General features: G+C 52.5%; 22 protein-coding genes. 12 read left to right on the top strand and 10 right to left on the bottom strand.

All coding sequences use genetic code 11. The features are described 5' to 3' along the window. Positions 1–50: 50 nt before the first annotated feature. The 7 genes from ispC to rpsB all read right to left on the bottom strand — a co-directional run bounded on the left by ispC (position 51) and on the right by rpsB (position 6,255). On the bottom strand, positions 51–1,235 hold the full coding sequence (ispC, locus tag ACJJIP_RS05455; RefSeq protein WP_020413521.1) for a 1-deoxy-D-xylulose-5-phosphate reductoisomerase: 1,185 nt from the start codon (positions 1,233–1,235) through the stop codon (positions 51–53). 122 nt (positions 1,236–1,357) lie between these two features. Continuing rightward, positions 1,358–2,203 carry a phosphatidate cytidylyltransferase gene (locus tag ACJJIP_RS05450; protein ID WP_020413522.1) on the bottom strand — a complete coding sequence of 282 codons (846 nt, stop codon included), beginning with the start codon at positions 2,201–2,203 and terminating at the stop codon, positions 1,358–1,360. Positions 2,204–2,329: 126 nt separating this feature from the next. Beyond that, entirely contained in the window at positions 2,330–3,079 is a 750-nt protein-coding gene (uppS, locus tag ACJJIP_RS05445; RefSeq protein WP_020413523.1) for a polyprenyl diphosphate synthase, read from the bottom strand. Then, positions 3,079–3,636 (bottom strand): ribosome recycling factor, encoded by a 558-nt coding sequence (gene frr, locus ACJJIP_RS05440; protein WP_020413524.1) that lies wholly within the window; start codon positions 3,634–3,636, stop codon positions 3,079–3,081. The genes uppS and frr overlap by 1 nt, the downstream gene beginning before the upstream one ends. Beyond that, positions 3,633–4,370 (bottom strand): UMP kinase, encoded by a 738-nt coding sequence (gene pyrH / locus ACJJIP_RS05435; RefSeq protein ID WP_020413525.1) that lies wholly within the window; start codon positions 4,368–4,370, stop codon positions 3,633–3,635. The genes frr and pyrH overlap by 4 nt, the downstream gene beginning before the upstream one ends. 161 nt (positions 4,371–4,531) lie before the next feature. Further along, positions 4,532–5,395 (bottom strand): translation elongation factor Ts, encoded by an 864-nt coding sequence (gene tsf, locus ACJJIP_RS05430; protein WP_020413526.1) that lies wholly within the window; start codon positions 5,393–5,395, stop codon positions 4,532–4,534. A 113-nt stretch (positions 5,396–5,508) separates the two neighbouring features. After that, positions 5,509–6,255, bottom strand: a complete 747-nt coding sequence (gene rpsB, locus ACJJIP_RS05425) for a 30S ribosomal protein S2 (RefSeq protein WP_020413527.1) — start codon at positions 6,253–6,255, stop codon at positions 5,509–5,511. 305 nt (positions 6,256–6,560) lie between these two features. On the opposite strand from rpsB, the gene map reads away from it, so the two are divergent. From map to ACJJIP_RS05380, 9 genes are all read left to right on the top strand, one after another. Continuing rightward, the gene (gene map / locus ACJJIP_RS05420) at positions 6,561–7,331 is read left to right on the top strand and encodes a type I methionyl aminopeptidase (protein ID WP_282952839.1); all 771 of its coding nucleotides are present in this window, start codon (positions 6,561–6,563) and stop codon (positions 7,329–7,331) included. Between the two features lie 83 nt (positions 7,332–7,414). Further along, positions 7,415–10,126, top strand: a complete 2,712-nt coding sequence (locus ACJJIP_RS05415; protein WP_444946373.1) for a [protein-PII] uridylyltransferase — start codon at positions 7,415–7,417, stop codon at positions 10,124–10,126. Positions 10,127–10,155: 29 nt separating this feature from the next. After that, positions 10,156–11,328 (top strand): succinyldiaminopimelate transaminase, encoded by a 1,173-nt coding sequence (gene dapC / locus ACJJIP_RS05410; RefSeq protein WP_020413530.1) that lies wholly within the window; start codon positions 10,156–10,158, stop codon positions 11,326–11,328. Between the two features lie 53 nt (positions 11,329–11,381). Then, positions 11,382–12,050, top strand: a complete 669-nt coding sequence (nth, locus tag ACJJIP_RS05405) for an endonuclease III (RefSeq protein ID WP_444946372.1) — start codon at positions 11,382–11,384, stop codon at positions 12,048–12,050. Positions 12,051–12,052: 2 nt separating this feature from the next. Then, positions 12,053–12,406: an ArsC family reductase gene (locus tag ACJJIP_RS05400; RefSeq protein WP_444946371.1), complete on the top strand. Its 354-nt coding sequence runs from the start codon at positions 12,053–12,055 to the stop codon at positions 12,404–12,406. Positions 12,407–12,415: 9 nt separating this feature from the next. Continuing rightward, the gene (dapD, locus tag ACJJIP_RS05395; RefSeq protein ID WP_282952836.1) at positions 12,416–13,447 is read left to right on the top strand and encodes a 2,3,4,5-tetrahydropyridine-2,6-dicarboxylate N-succinyltransferase; all 1,032 of its coding nucleotides are present in this window, start codon (positions 12,416–12,418) and stop codon (positions 13,445–13,447) included. A gap of 90 nt (positions 13,448–13,537) precedes the next feature. Continuing rightward, complete coding sequence (gene dapE, locus ACJJIP_RS05390) at positions 13,538–14,671, top strand: succinyl-diaminopimelate desuccinylase (protein ID WP_444946370.1); 1,134 nt, start codon at positions 13,538–13,540, stop codon at positions 14,669–14,671. A gap of 138 nt (positions 14,672–14,809) precedes the next feature. Continuing rightward, positions 14,810–16,864 (top strand): S9 family peptidase, encoded by a 2,055-nt coding sequence (locus ACJJIP_RS05385; RefSeq protein WP_444946369.1) that lies wholly within the window; start codon positions 14,810–14,812, stop codon positions 16,862–16,864. A gap of 112 nt (positions 16,865–16,976) precedes the next feature. Then, positions 16,977–18,932, top strand: coding sequence for an alpha/beta hydrolase family protein (locus ACJJIP_RS05380; protein WP_444946368.1), 1,956 nt, complete (start codon positions 16,977–16,979; stop codon positions 18,930–18,932). Positions 18,933–19,009: 77 nt separating this feature from the next. Here ACJJIP_RS05380 and ACJJIP_RS05375 read toward each other — a convergent pair whose 3' ends face one another. From ACJJIP_RS05375 to ACJJIP_RS05365, 3 genes are all read right to left on the bottom strand, one after another. After that, entirely contained in the window at positions 19,010–19,387 is a 378-nt protein-coding gene (locus ACJJIP_RS05375) for a hypothetical protein (protein ID WP_444946367.1), read from the bottom strand. A 6-nt stretch (positions 19,388–19,393) separates the two neighbouring features. Continuing rightward, positions 19,394–19,945, bottom strand: coding sequence for a flavodoxin (locus ACJJIP_RS05370; RefSeq protein WP_020413538.1), 552 nt, complete (start codon positions 19,943–19,945; stop codon positions 19,394–19,396). Positions 19,946–20,162: 217 nt separating this feature from the next. Beyond that, positions 20,163–20,633 (bottom strand): Spy/CpxP family protein refolding chaperone, encoded by a 471-nt coding sequence (locus tag ACJJIP_RS05365; protein ID WP_020413540.1) that lies wholly within the window; start codon positions 20,631–20,633, stop codon positions 20,163–20,165. 165 nt (positions 20,634–20,798) lie between these two features. On the opposite strand from ACJJIP_RS05365, the gene ACJJIP_RS05360 reads away from it, so the two are divergent. The 3 genes from ACJJIP_RS05360 to ACJJIP_RS05350 all read left to right on the top strand — a co-directional run bounded on the left by ACJJIP_RS05360 (position 20,799) and on the right by ACJJIP_RS05350 (position 23,692). Next, positions 20,799–21,503, top strand: a complete 705-nt coding sequence (locus ACJJIP_RS05360) for a response regulator transcription factor (RefSeq protein WP_020413542.1) — start codon at positions 20,799–20,801, stop codon at positions 21,501–21,503. A gap of 11 nt (positions 21,504–21,514) precedes the next feature. After that, on the top strand, positions 21,515–22,891 hold the full coding sequence (locus ACJJIP_RS05355; RefSeq protein ID WP_444946366.1) for an ATP-binding protein: 1,377 nt from the start codon (positions 21,515–21,517) through the stop codon (positions 22,889–22,891). A gap of 87 nt (positions 22,892–22,978) precedes the next feature. After that, positions 22,979–23,692 carry an SRPBCC family protein gene (locus tag ACJJIP_RS05350; RefSeq protein ID WP_020413544.1) on the top strand — a complete coding sequence of 238 codons (714 nt, stop codon included), beginning with the start codon at positions 22,979–22,981 and terminating at the stop codon, positions 23,690–23,692.

Below are 23,692 nucleotides of genomic sequence, written 5' to 3'. Positions count from 1 at the left end.
TACAGTCTCTTTTCATGCGCAAACCCCGGCATTATACGCCTACCGACTTATTAGAGCGCCCCAAGGGTTCGCTCAGTCAGCTCCCGCGCATTGAGATCAATGGTTTCGACTGCGTCCAGCCCCGTCAGTTCAACTACCGCAGTGCTATTCATCACTTTTTCTATAGCAGCTGCAATACTAGTAAACGCAATGCGCCCCTGTAAAAACGCCTCAACCGCGATTTCATTTGCTGCATTCAGCACCGTAGGCGCACTTCCTCCCATGTCAATAGCCTCCTGGGCCAGGCGCAGGCAAGGAAAGCGTTGATAGTCAGGGGCTTCAAAATCCAACCGCCCCTGAGTAATTAAGTCGAGAGCAGGCACCCCGGCATCAATCCGCTTAGGAAAGGCTAGAGCATGGGCTATTGGCGTACGCATGTCCGGGTTCCCCATCTGAGCAAGCAGTGATCCATCCCTATACTGGACCATAGAGTGAATAATACTCTGCGGATGCACCACCACCTCAATTTGCTCCGGTCGTGCATTGAATAGGTAGCAGGCCTCAATAAATTCCAACCCTTTGTTCATCATGGTGGCGGAATCCACCGAAATCTTCCGCCCCATGGACCAATTTGGGTGTGCACAAGCTTCGTCTGGTGTCACCTTATATAAATCGCCGGTATCGCGTGTACGGAAAGGCCCCCCGGAACCTGTAAGTAAAATTTTCTCCACACCCGCCTCTTCCAAGCTCTCACACGGAGATGGTAAACACTGGAAAATTGCGTTGTGCTCACTGTCCACAGGTAACAACTGGGCGCCGCTGGCATGCAGGGCTCGCAGGAATACAGGGCCAGCCATAACCAGCGCCTCTTTATTGGCGAGCAGCACTTTTTTCCCAGCCTCAACCGCCGCAAGTGTCGGGCGTAAGCCGGCAGCACCGACGATTGCCGCCATCACCACATCAGTCTCATCCTCTGAGGCTACCCGACATAGGCCCTCAGCACCTGATAGCACTTCAGTATCCACTCCCTCTGCTAGCAGCGCCCGTAAGTCTTCAGCCTTTTCAGCACCGTTAACCACGGCATAGCGGGGATTAAATCTGCGGCACTGCTGAGCTAGCTCCGCCACTCTCTCATTGGCGGTCAAGGCAAATATTGAGTACTGCTGCGGATGGCGGGCAAGTACATCCAGCGTACTAACTCCGATTGAGCCTGTGGAGCCTAGTACGGTTACCGCCTGCGGGGAATTACCTTGCATGAGCGCTCGCTAAACCTGGGAAACTGTTGGCGCCATCACTCCACTCGCACCTCGCCAACCTGAGGCAGTGCGAACAAAATGACATAACACCGGAAAAGAGTTCAAAAGGGCAAATGAGCCCATTACAGATACTTGGGTAACTCACTGGCGAGAGCGGCCATAGTAAATACCGGCAGAGCAGCGGAAAGGCTGTCGAGCCTGTCCATAATCCCCCCGTGCCCTGGTAGTATATGGCTGCTGTCCTTGATACCCCGATGTCGCTTGAACATGCTTTCCAGGAGATCGCCTATTACAGAAGCAAGAGCAGTGACAAGGACACCAAAGGTAAAGAGAAGAGTGTTCTTTAAAGGCAGTGCAAATAAGAATGAGGTCCCAAGTGCAAGGATCAGGCATGCCCCAAGACCACCAAAAAAGCCCTCCCAAGATTTGCCTGGGCTGACTTCGCGCGCCAGTTTGCGTCTACCGTACTTGCGTCCTACGAAATAAGCGCCCACATCTGCCGCCACAACAATAGCGACTACATAGAGCACCAACCAGGCACCGTGATCAAGTCCTCGGAGAATCACAAGAGAGAGCCAGCTGGGCACAAGAACCAACAGTCCCACCATACCGCGCACCCAGCGATTGCCCCAGAGCATAGCGCTGGCGGGGTAGCTCTGGACCCAAAGGAAAGCAAGAGCCCACCAGCCGCAGGCCACCGCCAATATCTGACGGGCTCGATCTATATCCGGTGAAGCAAACTCCATAGAAAATACATACTGTGCGGTTAGAACAAGAGTACCACCCAGTAATGCGAGAAAAACGAAACGCAGAGCGCGATTCAGATTAGAAAGATTGGCCCACTCCCAGCCGCCCAGCAATACTACAGCGACAAAAACCAGCGTATACCACTGTATCGGCAGAAAAAATAGCACCCCTGCAAACAGTACCAGCAATACCAGCGCAGTAATTATTCTTTGTTTTAGCACCGAAAACCCCTTTCATCTGGACCCGCATTTCAGATCGCACTCTTCTCGCGACCCGGAATACCCCGGTGTAGTATTCCTAAATTTCACACAGGCAAAAAAATAGCCGCGCCTCCGGCCCAATATCAATCAGGCCTGCGCAGCCGTGTCCCCTTCGCCAGCCCGGCCGCCGAAACGACGATCGCGCTGTTGAAATGCCGCAATTGCCGCATCCAGAGCGGCCTCACCAAAGTCAGGCCACAGTGTATCTGTAAAATAGAGTTCGCTGTAGGCGGCCTGCCATAAAATAAAATTGCTGATACGTTGCTCTCCACTGGATCTTATCAGCAGATCCACCGCAGGCAAATCGGCGAGTTGTATATTGCTACCGACTGCCTCTTCGTCGATAGCATCGAGCGAGCGTTCACCTTTTAACACTTGTTCCGCTAATTGGCGTGCTGCCTGAGTAATATCCCAACGCCCGCCATAGTCAGCAGCAATAACCAAGTTACCCTGACTACCCTCTCGAGTAATCTCCTCCGCTTCAGCTATTGCACGCTGTAATCGGGGGGAGAAACGATCGCGACGCCCAATCACCCGCAAACGAATACCTTCATCGCACATACGACGGGCCTCTTTGCGCAAATATGAGTGAAACAGGCTCATTAAGAGCTCCACCTCTTTGGGCGGGCGCTGCCAGTTCTCACTGGAAAAGGCGAACAATGTCAGAACTTCAACCCCGCGGCTCCTACACGCAGAAAGGAGATCGCGAATACGCTCGACTCCGGCTTTGTGGCCCGCTGAGGGAGCCAGCCCCCTGCGGGCGGCCCAGCGACCATTGCCATCCATGATAATGGCAATATGCCTGGGGCTAGTCAGCTCGGTACCACCGATGCTCATTAAATTTCCATCAGGTCTTTTTCTTTGACTGCGAGTGATTTATCAACATCCGCAACAAACTGATCTGTAATCTTCTGAATATCATCGCCAGCACGACGTTCGTCGTCCTCAGAGATTTCTTTGTCCTTTACCAGGGACTTCACTTCCGCCAAAGAATCACGACGGATATTGCGGATAGATACACGCGCAGTCTCAGCCTCGCCGCGAGCCTGACGAATAAAGTTCTTTCGAGTCTCTTCGGTCAGCATCGGCATCGGAATACGAATAACCGCTCCGGCAGTACTGGGGTTCAGACCCAGATCGGACTTCATGATTGCCTTCTCGATATCCGGAACCAGATTCTTCTCCCAGGGAGTTACCGATAAGGTACGCGCATCCTCAACAGTGACGTTGGCAACCTGAGACAGTGGAGTATCGGAGCCGTAGTAGGAAACATGAATACCGTCGAGAATACTCGGGTGCGCGCGGCCGGTGCGAATTTTATTGAAATTATTGGCCAGTGCGTCGAGCGCCTTGCCCATACGAGTCTTAGCGTCTTTTTTGATATCTTCAATCACGATTTCACTTCCTCTTCGATTAGCGTGCCTTCCTCACCGCCCACAACAATATTGAGCAGCGCCCCGGTCTTATCCATGCGGAACACCCGCACAGGCATGTTGTGCTCCCGGCAGAGGCAGATTGCAGTTAAATCCATTACGCCTAGCTTCTTATCCAGAACCTCGTCATAGGTGAGCTGATCATAGCGAGTTGCACTCGGGTCCAGGACCGGATCAGCCGAGTAAACACCATCCACCTTTGTGGCTTTCAATACCAGCTCAGCCTCAATTTCAATCCCGCGCAAACAGGCTGCAGAGTCCGTGGTAAAAAACGGATTGCCAGTTCCCGCAGCAAAAATCAGCACCTCGCCACGCTCCAGATAGCGAATTGCTGCGCGGCGGTCATAGTGATCCACAATGCCGCTCATCTGGATTGAGGACATAACTCGCGAAGAGATATCGGATCTCTCCAGGGCATCGCGCAGGGCCAGGGCATTCATCACCGTGGCCAACATTCCCATATGATCGCCGGTTACCCGATCAAGGCCCGCAGCACTCAGCGCCGCTCCGCGAAACAGGTTACCCCCGCCCACAACCAAACCAACCTGAACACCAATACCGACGAGCTGGCCAATTTCCAGGGCCATCTTATCCAGCACCTTGGGGCTGATACCAAAGCCCTGGTCGCCCATCAGCTCTTCGCCACTGAGCTTTAACAGAATTCTTTTATATTTGCGGTCTTTAATACCGGGCATTCGTCGGTCCTCTCAAATGTACCTGTTTAGTGGCCAAGTATTGCCGCCGAACATTACAACACTTTCAGTCAATTACACAGAGGGGTGCCCCGCTGTAGGCATAAGACCTCCAGCGGAAGCACCCCACCGTGAGCGGGTACCGAGGCACCCACATTATTCGATCAGGAAGAGGATTTAACCTGAGCGGCAACTTCCGCTGCAAAATCAACTTCTTCTTTTTCGATACCTTCACCCACTTCGAAGCGAATGAAAGAAGTTACATCAGCACCGGCATCTTTAACCAGCTTGCCAATGCTCACGTCTGGATTCTTAACGAACGGCTGCTCTACCAAGCTGTTCTCTTTCAGGAACTTCTTGATACGACCACCCATCATCTTCTCTACGATTTCAGCCGGCTTGCCTTCCATATCTGGCTGGGCCTTGATGATATCCTTCTCTTTTTCCAGAACGTCGGCAGGCATATCTTCCGGCTTGTTTACCTGAGGGTTAACTGCGGTTACGTGCATGGCGACGTCTTTTGCCAGCTCAACCTCACCAGCGCTCAGAGCGACCAGAGCCGCAATACGATTGTTGGAGTGTACATAGGCACCCACGACCGGGGCTTCAACCAGCTCGATCCGGCGCACACCAATGTTCTCGCCGATCTTTTGAACCAGTGCTTCGCGAGCAGTTTCCAGCTCACCTTCCATCAGGGCAGCGACATCCTGTTGGCGCTCAGTAAATGCCTTATCAACAACCTTGGCAACAAAAGCCTGGAAGTTATCGTCACGGGCAACGAAATCAGTTTCAGAGTTCACCTCGATCAACACACCGAAGCTGCCATCTTCAGCAACTTTAGCGGCAACAACGCCGTCGGCAGCGGTGCGGCCAGCTTTCTTTGCAGCCTTCAGGCCAGAGGCTTTGCGCAGATCTTCGATTGCTTTCTCGATATCGCCATCCGCTGCGGTGAGTGCTTTCTTACACTCCATCATTGGCAGGCCGGTGCGCTCACGCAGTTCTTTTACCATAGACGCGGTAATCGCCATGATTCTTTCCTCGGGGTTCTGTCACTAAAAATTAGAAAAAAGGGGCCGTAATTTGGGCCCCTTTTTGAGTTCGCAATGTAACGCTATTGGGTTACACCACTTCGCCCTGCAAATTACTCTGCAGCAGCTTCGTCATCGCTAGCTTCGACGTACTCGTCTTTATTCACTGCGCTGCCAGCTTCAGCTGCACCGGCGAGAACCGCATCGGCTACAACAGTGGTGTACAGCTTGATCGCGCGAATAGCGTCGTCGTTACCGGGAATTACGTAGTCAACACCAATCGGGTCGCTATTGGTATCAACAACACCAATTACGGGGATGCCCAGCTTGTTGGCTTCCTGGATAGCAATGCGCTCGTGCTCAACATCGATTACGAAGATCGCATCGGGCAGGCCGCCCATATCCTTGATACCACCGATGGAGCGCTCGAGCTTATCCATGGTGCGAGTACGCATCAGGGCTTCTTTCTTGGTCAGCTTCTCGAAAGTACCGTCCTGGGACTGAACTTCCAGGTCGCGGAAACGCTTGATGGAAGCGCGAATGGTTTTATAGTTGGTGAGCATACCACCCAGCCAGCGGTTGCTGACATATGGCTGGCCACAGCGCTCAGCCTGCTCTTTGATAGACTTCTGTGCAGCACGCTTGGTGCCAACAAACATAATCTTTTTCTTTTGAGCAGCCATCCCCTTGATCACCTGCAGGGCTTCATTGAAAGCCGGTACAGTGTGCTCCAGGTTGATGATATGAATTTTGTTGCGGGCACCAAAGATGTATTGACCCATCTTCGGGTTCCAGTAACGAGTCTGGTGACCAAAGTGAACACCAGCCTGCAGCATATCGCGCATGCTTACTTGCGGCATAATAAACCTCTAAATATACGGGTTAGTCCTCCACACATCCCATGCGTCAACCCCTTCTGAGGCACCCAGACACATGTGCCGATGCGTGTGCGGCATTTTCACCCCGGGAGCATCCCGGAGCGGCGCGCTTTATACCACAATCCAGCACCCGAGTGAAGGACAGTCGAGAATTTGGCGCGCAGGGGTTGTGTCCAACGCACGCAGCGCCTCCATGCCTGTGAGCTATGCCCAGCCGCCGGCAATCCGCTACAATATCGCGCCGCGGTGGGTACAGCCCGCCTTCAACTACTGACCTAAGGACACGCATGACTTCAGCCATTAAGACCCCGGAACAGATTGCCAAGATGCGTATCGCAGGCCGCCTCGCAGCAGAGGTCCTGGAGATGATTGGCGAGCATGTCGTTCCCGGTGTCACTACGGAAGAACTGGACCGGCGCTGCCATGAACACATCGTTAACGTGCAAAAGGCCATACCCGCATGCCTCGGCTACCGCGGCTTCCCAAAGTCCATCTGTACATCTGTCAACGAAGTGGTCTGCCATGGCATACCCTCCGAAAGTAAAGTGCTGAAAAAAGGCGACATCATCAATATTGATGTCACCGTGATCAAAGATGGCTGGTTTGGAGATACCAGCAAGATGTTCTTTGTTGGCAAGCCAGCCGCACATGCCGAGCGGCTGGTGCGGGTAACTCAGGAGTGCATGTACAAAGCTATAGAGATTGTGCGTCCAGGCACTACCCTTGGCGATATTGGCCATGTGATTCAGCAACATGCCGAGAAAAACTACTACACCGTAGTGCGTGACTTCTGTGGTCACGGTATCGGCGATGTATTCCATGAGGAGCCTCAAATTCTGCACTACGGCCAGCCTGGAACCGGCGAAGTGCTGCAGGAGGGCATGACCTTTACCATTGAGCCAATGATCAATGCCGGCAAAGCCGCCACCCGCGTTCTCGGCGACGGCTGGACTGCAATCACCAAAGATCGCCGCCTGTCCGCCCAGTGGGAGCACACTATGGCGGTCACCAGCAATGGTGTTGAGGTTTTAACCGCCCGCAGTGAGGAACAGTTTTAGCCCGTGCGCCTAGCTTGCGCCCTCAGTAAAAGATGCAAAGACCCGCCGCCAAGCGGCGGGACACAGTCAAATGGACTCCGCCCATGCAGCCGGCCCACATCCCCCACTTTGAACGGCCTCTATTTTTCTTTGATCAGGCCAGATTTCGCCGAGATTTAGCCGCCGGCGAAAAGCCACCCCTGCAAGTTTTTAAGGATGCCGTCGGCGCTGCCGAGCATCAGATGACAGAGCGGTTTCGCGAGGGCGAAGATGTAAACACTCTGATTCATGAAAGAGCCCTATTCGTGGACTGTTTACTGCACTACGCATGGCATCAGTACGAATGGAAACCCGGCACAGGGCTGCTCGCAGTCGGCGGCTATGGACGTGGTGAGCTACACCCTCACTCAGATATCGACCTGTTAATACTTACTAATGGCCGCTCGGACTCGAAGACAATCGACAATATTGAGCGCTTTGTGGCATTCCTTTGGGACCTGGGCTTGGATATCGGCCACTCGGTACGTGGTGTCGAGGAGTGCCTGGAACTTGGCGCCCAAGATATAACCGTGATGACCAACCTCACAGAGTCGCGTACGGTGGTTGGCGATGCCGCACCAGGAGAACACCTGGCATCCTCTTTAGAGCGCAACAAACTATGGTCCACTGTAGACTTCTTCCACGCAAAACTCGCTGAGCAGGAAGAGCGCCACAACCGCCAACAAGCGGCGGAATATATTCTCGAGCCCAACATAAAGAACTCCCCCGGGGGATTGCGCGACATCCAGACCATCGCCTGGGTCGCCAAGTACTTCTTTCGGGTGCGCACACTTAAACAGTTGCAAGGCAAGGCTTTTTTTACTGAGGAGGAGTTTGCCATCCTCCAGTCTGGCGAGAGTTTTCTTTGGCGTGTTCGCTATGGACTCCACCTGCTTGCCGGGCGTGCGGAGGAACGCCTGCTGTTTGATTACCAAAGGGAGCTGGCAAATCAGTTTGGTTACAAGGACAGTAATAACCAACTGGCGGTAGAGCAGTTTATGCACAGCTACTACCGCACTGTAATGGCACTGCGCCAACTGAACGATGTACTTCTCCAATATCTCGGCGAAGCAATTCTGGCACCCGGCGGCGAGCAGGATATCACCCCCATTAACGAACGCTTCCAGCTTCGCGGTTGTGCGATTGAAGTTACTCACCCACAGGTTTTCAGCCAGTACCCCTCAGCATTGCTGGAAATTTTTGTACTGATGGCGAGAAATCCGCAGATCACCCGGGTGCGCGCCTCTACTATCCGCCTGATTCGCGAACACCGGCATTTGATCGACCGAGACTTCCGTTTAAATACCGCCAACAGCGAACTGTTTATGCAGTTATTACGTTCCCCGCGGGGGCTATCCACGCAGCTATCGCGCATGACTCGTTACGGAATTCTAGGGCGATATCTACCGGAGTTTGGACGTGTTACCGGTCAGATGCAGCACGACCTTTTCCACATTTACACCGTAGACGCCCACACCTTGCAGGTAGTGCGCAATATGCGCAGTTTCCGCAGTCCAGAAGCGAGGGAAAAATTTCCCATCGCTGCGGACATACTAGGTCGCATGCGTCAACCAGAGTTGCTTTATATCGCGGGCCTCTACCACGATATTGCCAAAGGCCGCGGCGGCGACCACTCCAAGCTGGGAGTAGTAGATGCAACTGAATTCTGCCAGCGACACCAACTGCCCGCCCGCGACCGGCGACTGGTCTGCTGGCTGGTAGAAAAACACTTATTGATGAGCCAGGTATCCCAGAAACAGGACATCAGCGACCCCGAAGTAGTACATGCTTTCGCCCGCGAAGTTGGTGACCGCGAGCATCTCGACTACCTATACGCACTCACAGTGGCCGACATCAATGCCACCAATCCGGAGCTGTGGAACAGCTGGCGCGCGAGCCTGATGCGTCAGCTCTACCAAGCTACCCAACATGCCCTGCGCCGCGGCCTGGAAAACCCTATAGATCGGGAAGAAATTATCGAGGAAACCCGCAGCCTTGCTTTAGAAAAGCTACAGACAATGGGGTTGCCCGAAGCTTCAGTAGTTAATATCTGGGCACAGATGGGCGAGGACTATTTTGTACGCGAGAGTGCAGACAACATTACCTGGCACACTGCCGCTATCCATGAGCTGCACAGCAATGCCCCCCTGGAGCAAAGCGACACCTTGGTGTTGACCCGCAATTCCGGCCCCGGTGAGCACGACGGTGCCACCCAAGTATTCGTATACACTCCCGACCGGGCCAATGTTTTTGCTGCCGCTGTGACCGGACTCGATATGCTCAACTTAAGTGTGCACGACGCCCGACTTTATAATTCCGCCTCCGGATACACATTGGACACCTTCTACGTACTGGATGAGTCCGGCCAACCCCTGCTTGACGAACCGCAGCGACTACAGCAAATTCGGCTTACGTTGCAGGAGGAGCTGGCCCTGGTGGAGGACTACTCCAAGGTGATCCAGCGTCGCACCCCCCGCCGCCTAAAAATGTTTGAACTGGAGAGCCAGGCGCACCTATCAGCCGAACCCGGAGACCTGTATAGCACCCTGGAAATAACCAGTGCCGACAGGCCCGGCTTGCTGGCCCGTATTGCGCGTATTTTTATCGCCCATGACCTGCGCCTGCACAACGCTAAAATTTCCACGCTCGGCGAGCGAGTGGAAGACATTTTCCATATTACCGATGCAGAGGGACGAGCTCTCTGTGACAACGAGATCAATCGCTCACTGGAGGAGGCAATCTGCCGGGAACTGGACGACCACACCACACCGCACTAATAACTATTGAGAGAGCGTATGAGACTGCTATGAACCCCAACCTGGAAAAGTTGCAGCCCTACCCATTCACTAAACTGCAAGCACTGAAAGAGGGCTTGGAGGCAGCAGACAAGCCGCATATTGCCCTCTCTATTGGTGAACCAAAGCATGCCCCACCCGGTTTTGTCCGCGGTAAGCTGGTTCAACACCTGGACAAGCTTTCCTCCTACCCGCTCACAAAGGGACTGGAATCACTGCGTGTGACAATCGCAGAATGGCTGCGCAAACGCTTCCACCTGGACCAGCTATGTGCGGAAACTCAGGTGCTACCAGTAAACGGTACCCGCGAGGCGCTATTCGCTTTTGCCCAAGCCATAGTGACACCGGGCAGTAAAGTGCTTATGCCCAACCCCTTTTACCAGATCTATGAAGGCGCAACACTGCTTGCCGGTGCTCAGCCACATTTTATAAATTGTGTGAAGGCCAACGGCTTCAAACCCGACTTTGCCTCCATCCCCGAGTCAGTTTGGCAACAATGCGAACTGCTGTATATCTGCTCACCGGGAAACCCTACTGGCGCGCTGTTGGAAGTAACAGATTTACAGCAACTGATCCAGCTTGCTGATCGCTACGATTTCACTATCGCCTCAGATGAATGCTACTCAGAAATCTATTTCGATGAAGCATCACCACCCACCGGATTACTGCAGGCATGCAAAGATCTCGGCCGCAACGATTATCGCCGCTGTGTGGTATTTCACAGCCTTTCCAAACGCTCAAACCTGCCCGGCCTCCGCTCGGGGTTTGTAGCCGGCGACGCGCAACTGCTGGATAAATTTCTGCTCTATCGCACTTACCACGGCTGCGCTATGCCTCTGCCAAACCAGTATGCGTCCATCGCAGCCTGGCAGGATGAAGAGCATGTAAGACAAAACCGTACACTCTATCAACAGAAATTTGATGCGGTACTTGATATTCTCGATGGTTGCCTCGAAGTGAGTTTCCCTCAGGCAAGCTTTTACCTCTGGCCGCGCGTCGGTCATGGAGAGAGTTTTGCCCGCGAGCTATTTTGCCAGCAGAACATTACCGTTTTGCCAGGCGCCTTCCTCGCACGCGAAAACGAGCACTTAAACCCGGGAAGTGAATACGTACGCATGGCCCTGGTAGCGACGCTTGAGGAGTGCGTGGAAGCCGCTCGGCGCATCAAAACCTTTTGCAGCTAGCACAAACACTCGGACACAAAAAATACATCCCGGAGCCCCAGGCACAACAAAGAATGGCAGTAAAAAACTTACTAAAACAGGAGCGAGTGGATTTTATTCTACAGCGCCTAGAAGAACTCTACCCGGAAACTCCGGTCCCCCTTGACCACAAAGACCCTTACACATTACTGGTGGCCGTATTACTTTCGGCACAGTGCACCGATGAGCGCGTCAACCAGGTAACGCCCGCACTCTGGTTGCTGGCAGACAACCCGGTAAGCATGGCACAGGTACCGGTGGAAAAAATCCAAGAGGTCATCCACCCCTGTGGCCTGTCCCCGCAGAAATCCAAGGCCATCAGTAAACTGTCGCAAATTCTGGTCAATGAATACCATAGCGCAGTACCTGAAAATATGGCTGCACTAGAAACCCTGCCCGGTGTCGGCCATAAAACCGCCAGTGTGGTGATGTCGCAAGCATTTGGACATCCGGCATTCCCGGTGGATACCCATATTCACCGACTTGCCCAGCGCTGGGGGCTCACTAGCGGAAAAAATGTTACCCAAACTGAAAAGGATCTGAAGCGGCTGTTTCCCAAGGAAAAGTGGAATAAGTTACATTTGCAGATTATTTTCTACGGCCGGGAATACTGTTCCGCACGAGGCTGTGATGGCACCGTATGCGAAATCTGCACTACCTGTTATCCCAACCGCAAAAATCCCAAGAAAACCAAAAAGGCGTAACTGTGATTACTCTGTACGGAATTAAAAACTGCGACACTGTAAAGAAAGCCCGTAAATGGCTGGAAAAAAATGGGGTTGATTATCAATTTCACGATTTCCGAGAAGATGGAATGGATAATGTACCCCTTAAAGACTGGCTGGAAAATTTTGGCTGGCAGGAAGTACTAAACCGCCGTTCCACCAGCTGGCGCGCACTTACTGACGACCAGAAAAACGGCATGAATAATGACATCGCCCTAGCATTGGTCAGCGAAACCCCAACCCTGATCAAACGCCCGGTAACCACCAGCGGTAACAACACCCATTTCGGTTTTAAAGAGACCGAATTCGCCCAACTCGCCAGCAAATCCAACTAGGAGGAAAATATGAGCGATATTTACAGTATTGGGTTTGGCGTAGGCACTTGTAACAATAAGGGGGAATGGCTGGAAGTCTACTACCCCAGGCCTCTGTTTAAGCCCGATACGGGTGTAGCTGCTGTAATCAAGGAAACCCTGAAGATCGGCGAAGGCAACTACAGCCTTTCTCTGGACCCAGCCCAACTACATCCCCTGGAAAAGAAATTGCGCCAGTTGGGTGCCAACGATCAAGCAGACATCCTGCAACAATTTACTATCACCCAGCGGCCTCTGGCGGCGGTAGTGCTCTCCACTGACCAAGCACCACAATCGCTTCCCGAAGCCTACTTGAAACTGCATCTACTCTCCCATCGTCTGGTAAAACCCCACGAAACTAATCTCGATGGCATCTTCGGTAAATTAGCCAATGTAGCCTGGACCAACCAGGGAGCCATCGATCTGGAGGAACTACCACAGCGACAATTGGAAGCGCGCTTAAAAGGAGAGCACCTGGAAGTTTCCTGCATCGACAAGTTCCCCAAGATGGCCAACTACGTGGTACCTACGGGAGTGCGTATCGCCCACACCGCGCGTGTGCGCCTCGGCGCCTATCTCGGCGAGGGCACCACGATCATGCACGAGGGCTTCGTCAACTTTAACGCGGGCACCGAGGGACCGGGCATGATCGAAGGCCGCATCTCGGCCGGCGTATTTGTCGGCGCGGGCTCCGATCTGGGTGGCAGCAGCTCCACCATGGGTACCCTCTCCGGCGGTGGGAACATAGTGATTTCTGTGGGCGACAACTGCCTGCTGGGTGCCAACGCCGGTATCGGCATCCCCCTGGGAGATCGCTGCACTGTGGAAGCGGGTTTATATATCACCGCCGGGACCAAAGTGGCCCTACTGGACGACAGCGGCAAACTGGTCGAGTACATCAAAGCGCGCGAATTGGCCGGAAAATCCGACCTGCTGTTCCGCAGAAATTCCACCAATGGCGCCGTTGAATGTTTAACGAATAAGAGTGCCATTGAGTTGAATGCAGCACTGCACAGCAATTAAGACCTGACTCGGCGGGGCCCCGACCCCGCCCACTCTTCGCCTGCATAAATTCCGATAATAGCGCACCTTATCGACTAAGAGGATTACTCCGTGACCCCCACATTGCAACTGGCCTTTGAACTCATCCGCCGTCGCTCCGTAACCCCCGAGGACGCAGGCTGTATGGACCTGATGATTGAGAGACTGGAAAAAATTGGGTTCAAAGTGGCAAAGCTGTGCCGTGGCGATACCGATAATTTTTGGGCGGTGCGCAACGGGCAAAGCAAAGGCCCACTGCTCGCCTTCGCCGGACACACCGATGTCGTGCCGAGCGGGCCGGAGGAAAACTGGAGCAGCCCACCCTTCGAACCACAAATCCGCGATAACTTTTTGTATGGTCGCGGCTCGGCCGATATGAAGGGTTCACTGGCAGCAATGGTGGTGGCCTGTGAGGAGTTTATCCACCAACACTCTGATCACAGAGGTCGCATCGCCTTTTTGATCACCAGCGACGAAGAGGGGCCGGCAATCAACGGTACAGTCAAAGTCGTTGAGTGGCTCGAAGAGCAGGGAGAAAAAATAGACTGCTGTATTGTCGGTGAGCCCTCCAGCAGCGAGCGCGTCGGCGATATTATCAAAAATGGAAGACGCGGCTCCCTGGGCCTTGAATTAAAAGTCTTCGGTATGCAGGGACATGTGGCCTATCCACATCTGGCGGAAAACCCAATTCACAATTTGGCCCCAGCTCTCGCTGAACTGGCTGCAGAAGAGTGGGATCAGGGCAACCAATTTTTCCCAGCCACCAGCTTCCAAGTTTCCAATATCAGCGGAGGTACAGGAGCAACCAATGTGATTCCCGGTGAGGTGGATCTGCTCTGTAACTGGCGCTTTTCTACAGAATCCACCGCCGAAGAACTGGAGGCCCGTGCCCGAGCAATCCTGGATAAGCACAACTTAAAATATGAAGCGAACTTTAATTTGTCCGGGCACCCCTTCCTCACTGCCGAGGGTCCACTGGTCCACGCTGTAGAGCAAGCGATTCAAAAAATCACAGGAAAAGAAACAGAATTATCGACGGCAGGGGGCACTTCCGATGGCCGCTTTATCGCTCCAACAGGAGCGCAGGTAGTGGAGCTGGGGCCGGTCAATGCCACTATTCACAAAGTTGATGAGAGAGTCAAAGCCGACGATTTGGATATACTCAAGGAAATCTATCGGGAAGTACTTAGGGAGCTTCTAACCTGAGCTTACTGCCGCAGACGATAATTATTTATTAATTGCACGGACTATCCCACTAAATACACGGATCGGCTTATTCGCCTCCTGCCCGACCGTCTCTGCGGTATGCTCCTTCCGATAACAAAATGGAGGAGCCCGCAGATAATGAACAGATTCTTGAAAATAGCCGCGGCGATATTAATCGCCAGTCCTGCCCTTGCTGAAGAGCAACCCACTAACTTCAGCTATGAGGATGTATTCAATCTCGAGTATGCCAGCGACCCTCAGTTCAGTAACGACGGAAAGAGTATTTACTACGTCCGCAACTCCATGAACAAAATGGCGGACAACAAGCGGGCAAACCTATGGCGCATCAGTGCCGACGGCAAGGACCACCGCCCACTGACCTCAGGAGATTACGCTGATTATTCGCCGCGCCTATCCCCGGACGGTAAAACAATCGCCTTTATCAGTTCCCGCAGCGGCAGCCCCCAGATACACCTATTGTGGCTCGATAACGGTCAAAACCTGCAGATCTCCCACCTGCCAAAATCCCCTTCAAATATTCAGTGGTCAAGGGACGGCAAACAAATTGCCTTCACCATGTTTGTGCCAGAGAGCAAACCTCTGCCGGTTGAACTGCCCGGAGCGCCCGAGGGCGCCGAGTGGGCAAAATCACCCCAGTTTATCGACCGCAGTATTTATCGTGCGGACGGTATGGGTTATCTCAAGCAGGGGCACACCCAAATATTTGTCATCTCCCGTGAGGGCGGCACGCCGCGTCAGCTTACCAGCGGTGAGTTCGACCACAACAGTAGTCTCGCCTGGAGTAAAAACAACGACGCTATTTACTTTTCTGCAAACCGCCACCCCGATCACGAGATCGAACTGATGAACTCTGAAATTTATAGAGTAAATCTCAAGGATGGCGACATTGAGCAGATCACCGAAAGATTCGGGCCTGATCACCATCCGCAGATCTCCCCCGATGGTAAAAAGCTTGCCTACCTGGGATTTGAGGATCAACGGCTCGGGTACCAACAACACAGCCTGCGCATCATCGATCTCGGCAGCGGCGAGTCTCGCAAAGTCCAAACCGCAAAAGACCGCAGTATCTCCAGCTACCACTGGCTAGGCGACAGTAAACGTATCGCTTACAGCTACGACGATCAGGGCTCCACAAAAATTGCCATTAAAAAAATTGGTGGCAGTGACACTGTAATCGCCAGTGATGCTGGCGGTCTATCGCTGGGGAGACCCTACTCGGGCACTCACTTTGCCACATCCAAGCGCGGAGCTATTGCTTACACGCAAACCAATCCGCAACATCCGGCAGAGCTGGCTTTGGCCCACAATGGCAAAGTAAAAGCGCTGACCAGCCTCAATAACGATGTGATGCCGCTGCGCAATATGGCCCGCGTGGAGGAGATCAATTACAAGTCCAGTTTTGATGGCCGTGATATACAGGGCTGGGTCGCCTACCCGCCCAACTTCGACCCGAAGAAAAAATATCCCTTGCTGTTGGAAATTCATGGCGGGCCCTTCTCTAACTATGGCCCCCGGTTCGCCGCAGAGGTGCAACTTTTTGCTGCCGCAGGCTATGTGGTTCTCTATACAAACCCTCGAGGCTCCACCAGCTATGGGCATGAATTTGCCAATCTGATTCACCACAACTACCCGAGCCAGGATTACGACGATTTGATGGCCGGCGTGGATGCAGTCATCAACCAGGGTTTTATCGATGAGGAACAACTGTTTGTTACCGGCGGCAGCGGGGGCGGCACCCTAACAGCCTGGATCATCGGCAAAACCGATCGATTCCGAGCTGCGGTCGTTGCCAAACCAGTAATCAACTGGGAAAGCTTCGTCTTGACTGCGGATTATTCCAGGTTCTTTACTAAGTACTGGTTCTCAGGCATGCCCTGGGAAAAACCGGAGGAATATCGCCGCCGTTCACCGCTGACTTATGTGGGCAATGTCACTACGCCAACCATGCTGCTTACTGGAGAGGAGGACTACCGCACACCGATGTCTGAAACAGAGCAGTTTTACCAGGCACTGAAGTTGAACGATGTGGAAGCTGCAATGGTGCGTATCCCAGGCGCCTCTCACAGTATTGCCGCGCGACCCAGCCAGATGATTGCTAAGGTAGCCTCTATCTTGTACTGGTTTGAACAGCACAAGCCTGAGCGAGAGAGTCAGGACTTAGTAGTGAATTAAGATTAATTTCCTGTTTTTTAGGTTAGGACGAACTTTCTAGACCCGTCCTAACCATTTCCATTAATAGCCCTATCACGCATAATTATGAACCTTCAATACAAGGGCAACATATATGCGCAAGCTTTTATTTTTCGCTTTTCTTTGGCCGCTTTTCGCATTTGGCACTCAGGTACCTCTATCGGACCTAATACGTCATGCAGAAATTGAGGAGGTGAAAATATCTCCAGAAGGCACCCACTTAGCCATCAGAAAAATCCATAAAGGCGAGAGAATTTTACTTTTTTTATCCCTTGATGACTTTGAAATTACAGGAGGCTTACGGCTCAAAGGAAAGGATGAAGTTGGACATTTTTATTGGGCCAACAATGAAAGAGTTATCACCGAAGTTATGTCGCGCAGAGCTGCCTTAGAAACTCCAATCTTCTATGGAACCCTGTTTGCAGTAAACTTCGATGGATCCAAAGCAAAAAATATATTTGGATATTTAGCAAGCGAGATGCAGACTGGCACACGTTTAAAAAGAGCCAAAGCAACATATGCGCATGCAACAATTATTGACACTCTTCCAGAAGATAAAAACAAAATCTTACTCTCGACATCACCTTGGGCAAATGACTGGGAAACAACAGGAGAAATCCTAAAGGTAAATATTTATAGTGGTGTTAAAACTAGAATAACAGGGCTGCCTCAGGTGGGCCGAGCCCATAGTGATGGACTTGGCAATGTAGTTTTCGCCACAGGCAGCAATAGAAAAGGCATTCGTGAAATCTATAAGAAATCCCAAAAAGGGTGGGAAAAACTTGAAAATCCTCTCTTGACCCGCGGTTGGCCAACAGGCAGAGACTCTGAGACCGGTGACTTCTACTTTTTAATAGACCGACCCAATAACACAGAGCAACTAGTTAAATTTAATAACAAGACAAACCAACTAGCTCCAATATTTTCCCACGATAACTCCGACATTAGCGGAATAATCCACCACCCTGTAAGTGAAAACCCCATCGGTGTCTACTTAAACCCCGACTATCCTGAAGAGCACTTTTTTGATGAGGGAGATGGGTTTGCAGCTTATTTCCGTGGCTTAAAAAAGGCTTTTGAGGGCTACAGAATCAACTTTACAAGCTTCACTAATGACGGCTCTTTAGGAATACTAAAAGTTTATGGAGACCGACTCCCAGGGGATTATTTCTTAGCAAATTTGAAGACTAAGAAAGTAGACTTTCTATTATCATCATCAGAATGGCTTGCCCCTGAAACTCTAAACTCAATGCGAGCTGAGTCATTCGTCACCACGGACAACATGAGAATAGGCACCTATCTGACTTTCCCCAAAGGACAAACTAAAAATCTGCCTATGGTAGTAGTACCACATGGAGGCCCCCATGCTCGTGACTACTGGGGATATGACCAAGAAGCACAAATACTTTCCCAAAATGGCTACTTGGTTCTCCAGGTAAACTTTCGTGGCTCAACAGGATACGGCGACCACTTTTACACTGCCGGAGAGCAAGAGTGGGGAGGAAAAATTCAAAAGGATATAGCCGATGCAGTTCATTGGGCAGTAGAGAAAGGCTATGCAGATCCAAGAAAAGTTTGTATTTACGGTGCCAGCTTTGGGGGCTACTCTGCCCTAATGAATCCGATCAGATATCCAGACCTGTATAAATGTGCAGCTGGCTATGTGGGTGTTTATGACTTGGAGATGATGTACAAGAAAGGGGATATCAAGCGTCGTGATAGAGGGTTAGCCTACCTTAATAGGGAACTGAGTAAAGATAAGAACTTCTTAAAGGAAAACTCTCCAATCCACAACACCGATAAACTCAATATCCCCTTGTTTATTATTCACGGTGAGAAAGATGAGCGTGTACCTGTTGAACATGCTGAGGAGCTACTGAAAAAACTTGAAAAAGAAGGGAAGCCTGCAAAAAGCCTTATTGTTGCCAACGAAGGGCACGGATTTTATAGCGAGGAGAACAAGATGAAGCTTTATACCGAACTGCTCGCCTTCCTTGATAAAAATATCGGCATTGGGTCCGCAGAAAAATCGCCAACGAAAAAACAGTAACGAGCTAACGCAAATCTTTTCGACACCAGTCAAGTTATCAACTGGTGTCGCCAACACACAGCCGAACAGCCTGGCTTTTAGTGGAGGTGCCCTGAAGACTTGAAAGACTCTTCGACTGGACTGACTTGCTCGTCAAAGCCATGTGACAATACAAAATAAAAAATTACCTGCATCTGCCCTTGAAATTCGGTAACCAAATCAAAATTGAATTCCCCTCGTTCACCAGGGTTCACTCGAACAGTGGATACATGCGCAGGTTCGATAAAGAATTCTGCTACGGGGCGCTTTCCTCGGATAACCTGAACGAGCAAGGTGCGGGCATCCTCCTCAGCAAAGCGCCAATAGTAGTCATCATCATCGTAAACTACTGAGTCTGTACTCCCGGCACGAAGGATACAGTTGGGATGTTCGGCCAACCAAGCCCAGAATTCTTTAAAGGGTATTGCCTGATGCATGCAATTTTAATCATCCAACTCAATGATGCTGTCAGCACCACCATCAAGATTGAATTCATCAGCAATTTGTTTGCACCACAGGTTAAGGCGCTGAGCAGTCAACTCTTCCTGTTGATCCTCATCGATAGCGAGGCCCATAAATTTGCCCTCACCTTCGACCTCCGCCTTGGAAGCTTCAAACTCATAGCCTTCAGTGGACCACAAACCGACAATGGTCGCTCCTCGCCCGACAATCACATCGTGCAACATGCCCATAGCGTCGAGGAAGTAATCGCCGTATCCGAACTGGTCGCCCAAACCGTAAAGGGCCACGGTCTTACCGCTAAAGTCGATTTCCTGCACATCTTCCCAGAACTCCTCCCAATCGGACTGAATCTGGCCGAAATCCCAGGTGGGAATACCAAAAATCAGCTGCTCGTAGTTGGCGATATCCAGCTGAGTGACATCGGCAATATCAAACAGATCTACCCTATCCTCACCCAGGCGGGCGCGGATACGCAGGGCTATAGATTCAGTGTTGCCTTCGTCGCTGCCATAAAACAAGCCGATTTTGCTCACAGTCACTCCTCTCTGCCCTAACCGGGCCACACTAGACACCTATTTGCGGGGCGGCGTATTCTCCCAGCAATAGCGGAATGCAGCAAGCTGACTCTGAAAAGCAAAAGCAGGGGAAACAAAAAGGCCCCCTTGAACGGGGGCAAAGGGTTATGAACCTACCGGGCCTCTGGGGAAGGGCGCGCCCGGTGGATCGCACAAGGAGTCTATAGAAGGGTAATCAGGAGTCTGAAGAGCGGCGCTCAAGGCGGCCTTCGCGCCATTTCATTCGGCGCTCTTTGCGCTCAGCTTTTAGCTCTTCAAACTTGGCTTTCTGCTCATCGGTGAGAATCGCCTCAAATTGCTGGCGCATCTGGTAGTGACTCTGCATTTGCTGTACCTTCAGCCGACCCAGTTCGGCACCCAGCTGATCCACTGTAGCCTGGTCAGCACCGGACTCTATCGCAGCATGGATTTGCTTTCGCAGAGCATTCAGCTGTTCACGCTGGGCATTTCTCGCCTCACGGGTACCATCGCGGTTGGCTTTTAGCTGTGCCTTTTGTCCCTCGGTCAGCTGCAACTCACGGGCCATGTGCTCAAAGCCGCGCTTGTGGTGATCCCCACCCCCGCCAGACGCCATCGTCGCTGCGGGGAAAGCTAAAACACCCGCCAGGGCCAAACTGCTTACCGCCAGTTTCCAGTTCTTCATCATTCTGTCCTCTCGTTTGCATTCAGTGATTTCATAGTAAGTGTGGCCTGTGTAAACAGGGGCAAACCGGGGTAAACAATTGTTAAGAACGGTAAAAAGCCCACAGGGCTGCGATAACTAGCGCCAGTGCTTTGCATATAATGGCACCACAGCAACAGAGAGAACGCCATGAGCCGAATCCTCCTGATCGATGACGACACAGAATTGACCGACCTGCTGAGGGAGTTCCTCACCGGCGAAGGCTTTGAAGTAACAGCGGCCAATGATGGCGGCCGGGGGCTTGAGCTGGCACAGAGCCAAAACTTTGACGCCCTGGTACTGGATGTAATGCTTCCAGTACATAACGGTTTTGACGTGCTGCGTAAACTCCGCGAAGAGGCCTCCCCAACGAGTAGATCCCTGCCTGTCATCATGCTCACAGCCAAAGGCGATACCGTGGATCGCATTGTGGGCCTGGAAATGGGGGCCGATGACTACCTGCCCAAACCTTGTAATCCACGTGAGCTGGCCGCGCGCCTGCGCGCTATATTGCGCCGTGGGCGGGTTGAAATAGAAGAAAATGACGACAGTCTTAGCAGCGGTCAGTTGCGACTTTTACCAGCTGAACACCAGGCCTATTGGAGCGAACAGGCCCTATCCCTCACTGGCGCTGAATTCTCAGTACTCAAAGTGCTGGTGCAGCACGCCGGGGATGTGGTTGGTAAAGAGGTTCTGACCGAAAGTGCACTAGGGCGCAAGCTTATGCCCTACGATCGCTCAATCGACGTACATGTGAGCAATATCCGTAAGAAGCTCGCCGACAAAGGCGCCAGCCGCGATCTGATTATCAATATTCGCGGCGCTGGCTATATGCTCACCCAGGCCAAGCAGTAGGTAGTATCAAAATGCGCAGCCTCTTCTGGAAAATGTTTTTTGGCGCATGGATCACCGCCATGGTGATGGTGGTTGCCGCCATTTACATTACCCATTTTGGCGAGTTTGGCGACCCACGCCAGGAGGAGCGCTGGGAGGGGCCCGCACTATTTCGAGAAGTCATGCGCAATATGCGTATAGCCCGCCGCCATGGTCCTGAGCAGTTCCAGCACTGGCTGGAGCGAGCGCCTAAGAAAGTCCAACGCCGCGTCTACGCGGTGGACCACCTGGGCAACGATCTGCTTGGGCGCCAGGTTCCTACCGATATGAAGCCTCTGATCAACAGCCTGGATTACCGCAATCGCGAAGCGCACATGTTAGTGGACAATAAACCCACCGTGGGCTTCTTCCTGCCACTACGCACAGGGGACCCTCTACGCATCGCCCTGGTTGCCGGCGATAGCAAGGAAGGCCTTTTGCTGCGCTTCCTATGGCGCAATTTCTGGCCCATGCTGCTGCTTTCAATGATCGCTTCCGGAGTTGCCTGCTACTGGCTGGCCAGCTACTTGAGCCGCCCCCTTGAACAGCTCCGAACCGCCACCAGACGAGTCGCTGCCGGTGAGCTGGACTACAGGGTTGCTCCGAGTTTGCGCACCCGCAACGATGAACTGACAGACCTTGCCCTCGATTTTGACTCAATGACCGCACAACTGCAGGAGTCCATGTCCGAACAGCGCCGCCTGATCAAGGATGTTTCTCACGAGTTGCGCTCCCCCCTGGCTCGGCTCCAGGTAGCTTTGGCTATCGCCCGCCAAAAGCAGGTGGCAGGGCTTGACACCGAGCTGGACAAAATCGGCAAGGCTGCGGATTACCTGGAGGATATCATTGCCGATGTATTGTCCCTGCCAGTCAGTAGCCAGGAGCAGCGTCCACTGGATGATGTGGTCGAGTTGAACAGCCTGCTTTCGGCATTGATTGATGATCTGCACATAGAAGCTGAGGAAAAAAGCCTGAGCTTTGATGTGAGCACCACTGGCGAAGAGCTTTTAATCGCTACTCGCGGCAGCTCACTGACCGCAGCACTGGAGAATATTCTGCGTAATGCCATCAAATACAGCCCCTCAGGCGGCCTCGTACGAGTACTGGTAGAGGAGTCCGGAGAATCCTGTAGCATCTCTGTAATCGACTCTGGCTCAGGGGTCGAGGAGGAGGAACTGGAGGCTATTTTCCGCCCCTTCTATCGAACGGACAGCGCACGCACCCGGGAGAGTGGTGGCTTTGGCCTGGGTCTGGCTATTGCCCAACGCACTCTGCTGCACCATGGAGGCAGTATCACTGCGCGCAATAGCATTGGTGCCGGCCTGTGTGTCGAGATTCAGCTGCCACTTCTGCATATCACCGACGATTGAACGGCGCAAAAACTGCTATAAACAATCTATCGCCAGCACGGGCTGGCGATCATGACTATTTGACCGCCAATAGCAAAGGACCCTGCTATGCGCTGGATCATCTATATCCTCATATTCCTGGTATTGTTACTGCTCGCCGGATATCTGTTCCCTCGAGAGGTAAGCCTTGAGCGGAGCGTCTATATCGATAAGCCTCCCCAGGCCGTCTTTCCCTACGTCAATAATTTTCGCAAATTCAATAGCTGGTCCCCTTGGCGCAATATAGACCCATCTATGCAATACGATTACAGCGGACCTGAAGAGGGCGTGGGCGCGGAAATGAGTTGGCGTGGCGAGAACTCGAAGGCAGGCAGCGGCAGCCAGACTATCACCGCCAGCACGCCAAATTCTATGGTCCGCACCAAACTGGCTTTCGGTGATGGTAGCACTGCGGAGGCGGAGTTTAAGCTGCAACCCGAGGGTGAAGGCACCAAGATAACCTGGGCCTTTATGAGCGATACAGGAGGCGGCCCCAGGGAACGCTGGATGGGCCTGGCTGTGAAAAAAATGGTGGGCGAGTCCTACGAACACGGACTGTCAAAACTTAAGAATTTATTGGAATCCAGTACTGACGCAATTGAGGGTCCGACGCCCGGCGGAGCAGACCAGGGGAGCAGTAATACTACAGACTCCGTCTCAGATATTCCCTCGGATGTTGATGATGCTATGGGGGGAGGCCCGCAGGGTGTTCAATCGGAAATGCAAAACCAACAGCAGGAGGAAGCTGGGGAAACACCGGAGAATGAACCCCAATCACCATAG

The organism is Microbulbifer variabilis (genome assembly GCF_052467165.1).
Note: the sequence above shows the minus strand (reverse complement) of the source record. Positions and strands in the feature narration are given on the sequence as shown.